The sequence below is a fragment of the Acinetobacter sp. genome, from assembly GCF_036659555.1.
Lineage (GTDB): Bacteria > Pseudomonadota > Gammaproteobacteria > Pseudomonadales > Moraxellaceae > Acinetobacter.
The window spans coordinates 1-9770 of the sequence record NZ_JAVXCI010000106.1 but is presented as its reverse complement, the minus strand read 5'-3'; the positions used below and the strand labels follow the sequence as shown (position 1 = coordinate 9770).

Sequence of the window (9770 nt, the reverse complement as noted above, 5' to 3'; positions counted from 1 at the left end):
GTTTAACGCTGCCGACCTCAAGTGCCTGTACTTCAGGTTCCATGGCCATTGGTCAAGCCTATGAAGCGATTAAATATGGCAAACAAACTGTGATGATCGCAGGTGGGGCAGAAGAGCTCAGTGCCGCGGGTTCAGCCGTGTTCGATGTGCTGTTGGCGACCAGTGTGCAAAATGACCATCCAGAGACAACCCCGCGTCCGTTTGATGCAGACCGGGATGGTTTGGTGGTCGGTGAAGGCGCAGGCTGTTTGATTTTAGAAGAATATGAACATGCTCAAGCGCGCGGGGCGACCATTTATGCCGAGATCGTTGGTTATGGCAGCAATACCGATGGTCAGCATGTGACTCGACCTGATTCTGAAATGATGGGCCGTTGTATGCAGTTGGCACTGAAAGATGCACAGCTCACTGCTGCGGATATTGATTATGTCAATGCACACGGCACTTCGACCGATCAGGGAGATATTGCCGAATCACAAGCCACTGCGCGGATCTTGGGTAAAAAACCGATCAGCTCATTAAAAAGTTATTTTGGGCATACGCTCGGGGCGTGCGGCGCCATTGAGGCATGGCTGAGTATTGAAATGATGCGACGTAATCAGTTGGTGCCTACGCTGAATTTAGATCAGATTGACAGTGCTTGTGGTGATCTGGATTATATTGTTTCAGATATGCGTTCAGCAGAAACGCAAATGATGATGAGCAACAATTTTGCTTTTGGGGGGATTAATACCTCCTTGATTTTTAAACGTGTCTAATAAGATAAGGGTAGAACCATGTTATTCAAAAAAATCTGTGCAGCCGCTGTGCTGTCTTTAGGTGCGATTGCATCGGCTCAAGCTGCAGACAAAATGCATGACTTTAATTTTAAGGATGCCGTAGACCGCGCTGTTGCTGACGGCGCATTGGACGGTTCGGTGAAGTTTTATCTGGCGGGCACCAAGTCCGGCGGCAAGGTCATTCAAAAAGGCTTGGTCACTAATAAAAAGACCAATGGCTTTGCCAAGTCTGCGGAAAGCTCCTGCGACCATGTGCTGCGTTCTGCACTGATTCAGTTCCAGAATACCGCCAAAGCCAAGGGCGCCAATGCCGTAACCAACTTGGTGAGCTTCTATAAGTCGAATGAAACCCGCAGCGCGACCACCTACCAGTGCGCTAAAGGGACAGCGATGGCGGGCGTCGCTTTAAAAGGCGATATTGTTAAGTTTTAAGCTTTTATGCAGCTGAGTTGAGCAAAGGATGAAGCCCGGAAAGATTCAGATTCATGTGCATGCCTTGGCTCAGCTCGCGCCTTTGGAAAAGGCCGGCTTTGCCGATCTGCGCCAGTATAACCGCTATAAAAAGCAGCAGATTTACGCGCAGCGCAATGCCCATCTCAGCGCATTTGCCGGAACAGAAATTGCCGATGCCGATATTGCGCTCAGCGCATACGGCAAGCCTTTTTTGCCGCAGCCTGAAATTGCATTCAACCATTCGCACAGTCAGAAAAACTATGCTTTGGCGCTCAGCGCCGGCATGCAGGATATCGGCATCGATGTGGAAGACTTGGAGCGCAAAGTGCGCTTTGAGGCCTTGGCGCGCCATGCCTTTCATCCGCGGGAGCTGGACAGATGGAACGCTTCAGGCCAGCAGCCGGAGTACTGGTTTAAAGTCTGGACGGCCAAAGAGGCAGTGCTGAAAGCCGCAGGCTTAGGCATTCGGATGAGCCTGAATGAACTGGATACTCAAGCGCATCCGGAGCAGAACGGCGGCGTCTGCAGCCATCCAAGCCTAGGCGTTTTCGCCTATCAGAACTTTCAGCTGGCGCATGTCATGCTGACCGTGGCCTGGCGTTCTGGGCTGTCCTGCAAAGGCTTTGCTTTTCCGGAGATTCAGCTGCTGCAGCATTGAAAAACGCCTTTTTACAGCGCTAAAAAAACCCATCCTGAGATGGGTTTTTTTATTCAGTTCAATGCATGGAATCAGCGCGGAATTTCATCTTCTTCTTCAAATTCCGGCTTGACCTGCACAATGAAGTCCTGGCGGTTCAGGCCGCGCCACAGCGCAAATGCCGTGCCGATGTAAATTGAAGAGTAAGTGCCGACAAAGACCCCGACAAACATCGCGACAGAGAACCAGTGCAGGCCTTCGCCGCCCAGGAACATCATCGCCAGCACCACCAGCATTAACGTCATTGAGGTATGCACGGTGCGGCGCAAGGTTTCAGTCAGGGCAATATTGACGATTTCCACAGGTTCCGCGCCGCGGATTTTACGGAAGTTTTCACGGATACGGTCAGAAACCACAATGTTGTCGTTCAGCGAGAAGCCTAAAAGCGCCAGAATCGCAGCCAAGACGGTCAAGTCAAACGGCCACTGCATCATGGCGAAAATGCCCACGGTGACAATGACATCGTGGAACAGGGAAAGCACAGCGCCTAAAGCCAGCTTGAACTCAAAGCGGATGGTGACATAGACCAGCATCAGCAGCAGGGCCAGCGCCACAGCGCCGCCGGAGCGGACATACAGCTCATTGCCGACTTGGCCGCCGACCACATCCACTTTATGCACTTCGGCTGCGTTGCCCGGAAGCTGCGCTGCGGCCGTGATGGCCTTGCTTAAATCGGCTGCTTCTGCATCTTCCTGCACCGGCATGCGGATCATCAGGTCGCGGTTCGAGCCTAAGGTCTGCACCACCGGGTCATGGAAGCCGGCTTTGGCTAAAGCTGCCGTTACCTCAGAGGCTTTGACCGGCTGCGCATAGTTCAGCTCGGCTGCCACGCCGCCGGTAAAGTCTAAGCCGAGGTTCAGGCCTTTGGTGGCAATGAAGAAAAGGCTGGCAAGCGTGAGCAGGAGTGAAATCACCGCCGCCGGCAGGGCCACCTTCATGAACGGAATGACGCGTTCGCCGTCCGGACGGCCGTACTGCTTCGGATTCAGTTGAGTATTTTCAGTCATCTTCGATCTCCTTAAATGCTCAACTTATGCAGGTTGCGTTTTTTGCCGTAAATGAGCTGGACGACCGCGCGGGTTACTGTAATGGCAGTAAACATTGAGCAGATAATGCCAATCATCAGGGTTACGGCGAAGCCTTTAATCGGGCCGGTGCCAATCGCGAACAGAATGAACGCGACTAAGAACGTGGTTAAGTTCGAGTCGAAAATGGTGTTGTAAGCCCGCTCATAGCCGGCCACAATGGCCTGCTTGGGCGATGCCCCCCATTTCATTTCTTCCCTGATCCGTTCGCAGATCAGCACGTTGGCGTCGACCGCCATGCCGATAGTGATCACGATGCCGGCAATGCCCGGCAGGGTGAGCGAGGCGCCGATCCAGGACATGACTGTTAAGATCATGGCCAGGTTGAACACCAGGGCGAAGTTGGCGATTAAGCCGAACAGGCGGAAGAACACCACCATCCAGATTGCCACCAGCAGGAAGCCGATTTGCGTAGACAATACGCCTTTATCGATATTTTCCTGGCCTAAGCTTGGGCCAATGACGCGCTCTTCAACGAAGTACATTGGCGCAGCCAAAGCGCCGGCGCGCAGCATCAGGGCCAGTTCAGAGGCTTCCTGCGGCGAATCTAAGCCGGTAATGCGGAACTGCGAGCCTAATACCGCCTGAATGGTTGCGGCGTTAATGACCACAGATTCGGTATACGGCGTGCGCACTTCAGTTTGCTTGCCTGTTTCAGGGTCAGCCACATAGCTGATTTTCTGCTTGTTTTCAATAAACAGCACCGCCATGCGCTTGCCTACGGCATTGCGCGTGGCTTCAGCCATCAGCTTGCCGCCGGCAGTGTCCAGCGTAATGTTCACTTCGGCGCCGCCAGTGTCCTGGCTGAAGCCGGAAGAAGCGTTCTGCACGCGTTCGCCGGTCAAGATGCGGCTGCGGTTCAGCAGCAGCTGGCGCCCGCTGTCCAGAGATTCATAGGCGAATGCTTCGGTGCCCGGAGGCAGCGAGCCTTTCACCTGGCCGGTATACGAGTCAATGTACTGATCATTCAGGTCGGAAACTAAGCGGAATTCGAGGTTGGCGGTGCGGCCAAGCACGCGCTTCGCTTCGGCAGTATCCTGCACGCCCGGAAGCTCAACCACAATGCGGTTGCTGCCCTGAGTCTGCACCAGCGCCTCAGCCACGCCCAGCTCGTTAATCCGGTTGCGCAATGTGGTTAAGTTCTGGTTCACCGCGTAGGATTCAATTTCCTGCTTGCGCACGTCAGTATAATTTAAGCGCAGGGTTGAGCCGCTGTCGGTTGCAACCGCCTGCTGGGTAAATTCATTGCCGCTGCGGCGCAGGAAATCCATGGCCGCTGAACGGTCGTCATTATTGGCGAACTGCACCGTAATGGTGTTGCTGCTCAGCGAAAGGCTGTTGAATTTCAGTTTGTTGTCGCGCAGCTGGCGGCGCAGGTCGGCAGCCGATGTTTCCATGCGCTGCGCAATGGCTTTATCCATGTCCACTTCAAGCAGGAAGTGCACGCCGCCGCGCAGGTCCAGGCCAAGCTTCATCGGCTTGGCGCCGATTTTCTGCAGCCATTCAGGCGTGGTCGGCGCAAGGTTCAGCGCAACAACATAGTCATCGCCTAAGCCGCGGCGCAGCGCATCTTTGGCTTTTAATTGCGCCTCGCTTGAATCTACGCGCAATAAGGCAGCATTATTGGTGAAGCTGTTGTCATGTGACGCAATTTTTTCACTTTTTAATATTTGCTCTGCTTTTTGCACGATGCTCTGGTCAATTTGAGTACCGGCTTTGGCACCCGAAATCTGAACAGCAGGTTCATCTGGATACAAACTTGGCAGGGCATATAATGTGCTGACCGCTAAAACCACTAGGATCAGCAGATATTTCCATGCTGGGTAACGCATTCGTTTTCTTCTTAAAATGAAAAAAGCCGCGCGGATGCGCGACTGTTTTTTGATTAAAGGTTGTTTAGCGTGCCTTCAGGAAGAACTGAAATTACGCTGGCGCGCTGGACTTTTACCTCTACGCCGCGGCTCAGCTCAACCACTGCAAAATCGCCGTCGATTTTAGTGATTTTGCCCATCAGGCCGCCGGCAAAAACCACTTCGCTGCCCACGCCCAGGCTTTCAACCAGCGCGCGGTGCTCTTTTGTGCGCTTGGCTTGCGGGCGCCAAATCAGGAAGTAGAAGATTGCGACAAAAACCGCAACCATTAAAATATTTGCCATAAGGCTTGGCTGCTGTGCTGCTTCACCCGCCGCGTGAGCGGTAGAAATAAAAAGGCTCATTTAAATTTCCTAAACTAATAAAACTGTATATCAATGACATGATAATAAACTGGATTGTTCTGCAATTTACCCTGTCTTTTTCTTCAGCGCAAATGCTGAAAGATTAATCTTGCGGGCAAGGTGGCACTTCTAAACCGCGGCGGGCATAAAAGTCCTGAACAAACGCGTCAAATGTGCCGTTGTCCAAGGCGTCGCGGATGTCCTGAGTAAAGCGCTGGTAATAGCGCAGGTTGTGAATCGTGCCCAGCATTGAGCCCAGCATTTCGCCGCATTTTTCCAGATGGAACAGGTAGGCGCGGGTGAAATTGCTGCAGGTATAGCAGTCGCAGTCAGCGTCCAGCGGGCCCTGGTCGTAGCGGTATTTGGCGTTGCGGATGCGCACCAGGCCGTCAGAGACAAAATAATGGCCGTTGCGCGCGTTGCGCGAAGGCATGACGCAGTCAAACATGTCCACACCGCGGCGGATGCCTTCAACGATGTCTTCAGGCTTGCCCACGCCCATCAGGTAGCGCGGCTTGTCTTCCGGCATTTTCGCCGGCAGGTAGTCCAGCACCTTGATCATTTCTTCTTTCGGCTCGCCGACCGACAGGCCGCCGATCGCGTAGCCGTCAAAGCCGACTTCAAGCAGGCCATTCAGCGATTCGTCGCGCAGGTCTTCGTACATGCCGCCCTGAATGATGCCGAACAGCGCATTGCTGTTTTTCAGCTCATCATGGTGATGGGTTTTGCAGCGCTTGGCCCAGCGCAGCGACAGCTGCAGGGATTTTTGCGCTTCTTCATGCGTGGCCGGATAAGGCGTGCATTCATCAAAAATCATCACGATGTCTGAATTTAAAGTCTTTTGAATTTCCATGGAAATTTCAGGCGATAAAAAGACTTTGGAGCCGTCAATCGGCGAGCGGAAAGTCACGCCTTCTTCCTTGATTTTGCGCATGGCGCCAAGGCTGAAGACCTGGAAGCCGCCGGAATCGGTCAGAATCGGCTTGTCCCATTTCATGAATTCATGCAGGCCGCCGTGCTGTTCAATCACTTCAAGGCCCGGGCGCAGATACAGATGGAAGGTATTGCCCAAAATAATTTGCGCTTTAATCTCTTCGATGTCGCGCGGGAGCATGCCTTTAACCGTGCCGTAAGTGCCGACAGGCATGAATACCGGCGTTTCAACCACGCCGTGCGCAAGGGTCAGGCGGCCGCGGCGGGCGCGCCCCGACTGGCCTAATTTTTCAAACTTCATACAGAGTCCAAATCAAGGCGAAAAACAGTTCGCTGATCATTAGTGCTAAAAGTACGCTATTTTCCTTGATTCTGGCCTTAAACGCCAGTTTTGTGATGCATTGCGCAGCCAATTTTAACTAAATTGTTTATTTCGAATATAAAAATGCGCGGCTGCGGGCAGCCCTCAGGCGAATCCTGCATATCGGAATTGTTTATTGCTGAAACGGTATGCTGCGGCTGCGGGTTTATGTAAGGAAAGAATGCATATGCCGCAATAGTGTTCATTGCTGCGCTTTATTGGAAAGGGCAAAGCTGCTGGCGGGCTGAAGAATTCAGCCGCATCCGCCTGCAAATCAAAAGCCTAAGTGGGGGGATTTGGAATCCAGGCATCCGGCAGCGGATGCTTGAATTTGACATCGGGCTAGAAATTCGGGCGGTAATCGAAATTCTGCGCTGCTGCGCTGTCGCGGAATGGGCGGATGGCTTTTTTGCCTAAGGTCATGGTGTTGACGATATTGTTCGGGAAAATCTGGATGTGGTTGTTGAACAGCTCGACGTTGCGGTTGAAGATGCTAATGGCCGCGCCGACGTTTTCGTTCTGCTCTTCAATTTCATGCATCATTTTCAGATAAATTTCATTGGCTTTCAGTTCAGGATAGTTTTCCACCACCACATTCAGGCTGTGCATCAGCTCTTTGTTCAGCGACTCAATGCGCTGCAGCTGCGACACATCGGTATTGTTCAGATTCAGGTTCAGAATGTTCTGGCGCAGTTCCGTCACTTTTTCCAGCGTGCCTTTTTCAAAGCTGGAATACTGCTCCACCAGCGGCTGCAGGCCGTCCAGAATCTTGATTTTCTGGCGCTCATAGCTGGCGACATCCGCCCATGCCCGGATAGTGGCGTTATGGTGGCGCACAATAGTGTTGCGGATCATGATGCAGGCCAAAACCGCAGCAATGATCAGTAATAAAAACAGCAGCAGCGCCATCATCTCAATTCCCCTAAAGCCTGCAGGCAGCCTTATTTCAAGAGCTGCGTCAGGTCATGCTTTAAATTTTCTAATGCGGTTAATTTAAACGTTCTCAAGTGTCCGCGCAATGCCGAAATATCCTCAATCTTCTCCGCTTTGCTGGACGCTTTGAACAGATCCTGCGCCCCTAAAAAGCACAGGATATTGCTGGACGGATGAAACATCAGGTCGCCCTGGCGCTGCGCAAAAAAATCCGCCAGGCGCAGCACGAAGCCGGGGCTCATCAGCCTGGCAGTCTGCATTTCATCGCTGCCGTAGAATTTCAGGCGCTGATTGATCTGAATGTCGCTGCTGTGCCACGGAAAGCTGTAAGGATAGTAAAATGCGGTATTGACGCTGGACACCGCGATGCCCTGAATAGCCGCATCAAAAACAAAGATTCCCCATAAGTCTTTGTGCACCTCTTTGAGCTTGATTTCCTCGCCGTCCTTGCCATGTGCTTTAATTTCATCAACATAGTGATATTGAAACACCAGCACCTGATGTTGCTGGCCATTTTCATCTTCCCAGACCGTGCTGGCGTAGTTGCTGATGTCGTTGGAAAGCGAGCCCTGATTGAACACAGGAAATAAGCGCTTGAGATGGGCAGCGAAATGCAGCGGATTCAGCGGGATGGAAAGATGCTGCGGCTGCCGGCCAAAGGCCAGCTGATATTTTTTGGCAATGCTTTCCCTTTCCAGAAAGGCGATGGCTTCCTGCACCGGATCATCATTTTCATAGCTGATATAGGCCCAGAAGATCATCAGCAGGCCGGCCAGCAGGCACAGCTGCGCCCAGAAATGCGCAGGCTGAAAAAAAACCGGCAAAGCCGTCAAGGCGCCGGCCGCCGCCAGCAGGCGCGGCAGCAGGTTTTCAAAGTGCAGGGAAATCGGCGCGTTCCAGGGATGCAGGCCATCCAGAATATCCTGATGCGAATGCGCGCTGCGGCCCAAGTCCCACAGCCGGGCGATATTCCGGAAAATCACTTCATTTTTCCTGCGCCGGATATGGATGGAGCGCTTAACGGAATCGACGGGCATGGGGCGGGCTTCCGGCTGCTACAGGCGGATGCTGTCAATCAGCATGGCGTCGCCATAGCTGAAAAAGCGGTATCGGCTGTCTACGGCATAGCGGTAGGCGTTCAGGATATTGTCGCGGCTGGACAGGGCGGACACCAGCATCAGCAGCGTGGACTCAGGCAGGTGGAAGTTGGTGATCAGGCGGTCAACCACTTTAAACTCATAGCCGGGATAGATGAAAATCTGGGTATCGCCGCTCCAGGCCTGCAGCGCGCCGCCATGCGCCTGCGCTGCGCTTTCAGCCGCGCGGGTTGCGGTGGTGCCGACGGCAATCACTTTATTGCCGCGGGCTTTGGCCTGCCGGATCAGCTCAACGGTCTGTTCCGGCACATCGCACCATTCGCTGTGCATAATGTGGCTGGCAATGTCCGCTGCGCGCACAGGCAGGAAGGTGCCGGCGCCGACATGCAGGGTGACAAAGGCCTTGCCGATGCCTTTGGCCTCTAATTTTTCCAGCAGCTCCTGGTCAAAGTGCAGGCTGGCGGTTGGCGCCGCCACGCTTGCCAGCTTGGCCGGATCGTTGAAAACGGTTTGATAGCGCTCGGTGTCAATGGCTTCGGCTTCGCGGTTGAAATACGGCGGAATCGGCAGGGCGCCGTATTGCTCCAGAACCTCTAAAACCGGCTGTGAAAACTCAACGATGAACAGGTTTTCATGCCGGCCTTTGACCGTCACCGGCACTTCATCCGGGCCAATAAACAGTTCTGCGCCGGCTTTCGGCGAGTTGCTGGCTTTGATGTGGCAGTGGGCGGTGAATTGGTCCATCATGCGTTCGACCAGCACTTCAACGGCGCCGCCGCTGGCGCGCTTGCCTTTTAAGCGCGCCTTCATGACTTTGGTGTCGTTCAAGAGCAGCAGGTCGCCCGGCTCAAGCAAATCTAAAATGTCAGTGAAATGGCCGTCATGATGCTGGCCTTGGCTGTCTAGATGCAGCAGGCGGGAGGCGCTGCGGTTCTGCAGCGGATAGCGGGCAATGAGTTCATCGGGGAGATCAAAACTGAAATCTGAAAGTTGCATGAGGAATGTATAAAGCAGGGGATAAAATTGCGCCTAGTATATGCTTTTTTAGCTTTGATGGCTGAATTTGGCTATTTATGAAGCGGAAAAAACTTGAGATGACTTAAAAGTAATCAAATGTGTATTTCATGCGTTGACAAGCTGATGAAACAGGGTAATATAGCCGTCATCCACTCCCGAGGTGGTGAAATTGGTAGACGCGGCGGACTCAAAATCCGCTG

At 53.1% G+C, this 9770-nt stretch carries 10 protein-coding genes; 3 read left to right on the top strand and 7 right to left on the bottom strand.

Going from position 1 to position 9770, the window contains the following annotated elements; genetic code table 11:
• The 3 genes from RSA72_RS12735 to RSA72_RS12725 all read left to right on the top strand — a co-directional run.
• Nucleotides 1–758 (top strand): beta-ketoacyl synthase N-terminal-like domain-containing protein (locus RSA72_RS12735; RefSeq protein WP_332633268.1); only part of this gene is annotated, 758 nt, incomplete at its 5' end.
• A gap of 18 nt (nt 759–776) precedes the next feature.
• A complete protein-coding gene (locus tag RSA72_RS12730) occupies nt 777–1211 on the top strand; it encodes an excinuclease (protein ID WP_332622799.1) in 435 nt (144 codons plus the stop codon).
• Nucleotides 1212–1239: 28 nt separating this feature from the next.
• Nucleotides 1240–1890, top strand: coding sequence for a 4'-phosphopantetheinyl transferase family protein (locus RSA72_RS12725; RefSeq protein WP_332622797.1), 651 nt, complete (start codon nt 1240–1242; stop codon nt 1888–1890).
• Between the two features lie 71 nt (nt 1891–1961).
• Here the strand turns inward: RSA72_RS12725 and secF are convergent, their stop codons facing one another.
• From secF to queA, 7 genes are all read right to left on the bottom strand, one after another.
• Nucleotides 1962–2936 carry a protein translocase subunit SecF gene (gene secF / locus RSA72_RS12720; protein WP_332622796.1) on the bottom strand — a complete coding sequence of 325 codons (975 nt, stop codon included), beginning with the start codon at nt 2934–2936 and terminating at the stop codon, nt 1962–1964.
• Nucleotides 2937–2947: 11 nt separating this feature from the next.
• On the bottom strand, nt 2948–4846 hold the full coding sequence (gene secD, locus RSA72_RS12715) for a protein translocase subunit SecD (RefSeq protein ID WP_332622795.1): 1899 nt from the start codon (nt 4844–4846) through the stop codon (nt 2948–2950).
• Nucleotides 4847–4899: 53 nt separating this feature from the next.
• Nucleotides 4900–5229, bottom strand: a complete 330-nt coding sequence (gene yajC, locus RSA72_RS12710; RefSeq protein ID WP_332622794.1) for a preprotein translocase subunit YajC — start codon at nt 5227–5229, stop codon at nt 4900–4902.
• Nucleotides 5230–5332: 103 nt separating this feature from the next.
• Nucleotides 5333–6463, bottom strand: a complete 1131-nt coding sequence (tgt, locus tag RSA72_RS12705; RefSeq protein ID WP_332622793.1) for a tRNA guanosine(34) transglycosylase Tgt — start codon at nt 6461–6463, stop codon at nt 5333–5335.
• A gap of 402 nt (nt 6464–6865) precedes the next feature.
• On the bottom strand, nt 6866–7432 hold the full coding sequence (locus RSA72_RS12700; protein ID WP_332622801.1) for a LemA family protein: 567 nt from the start codon (nt 7430–7432) through the stop codon (nt 6866–6868).
• A gap of 32 nt (nt 7433–7464) precedes the next feature.
• Nucleotides 7465–8493: a hypothetical protein gene (locus tag RSA72_RS12695; protein WP_332622791.1), complete on the bottom strand. Its 1029-nt coding sequence runs from the start codon at nt 8491–8493 to the stop codon at nt 7465–7467.
• Between the two features lie 18 nt (nt 8494–8511).
• The gene (gene queA, locus RSA72_RS12690) at nt 8512–9549 is read right to left on the bottom strand and encodes a tRNA preQ1(34) S-adenosylmethionine ribosyltransferase-isomerase QueA (protein ID WP_332622790.1); all 1038 of its coding nucleotides are present in this window, start codon (nt 9547–9549) and stop codon (nt 8512–8514) included.
• Nucleotides 9550–9770 lie beyond the last annotated feature (221 nt).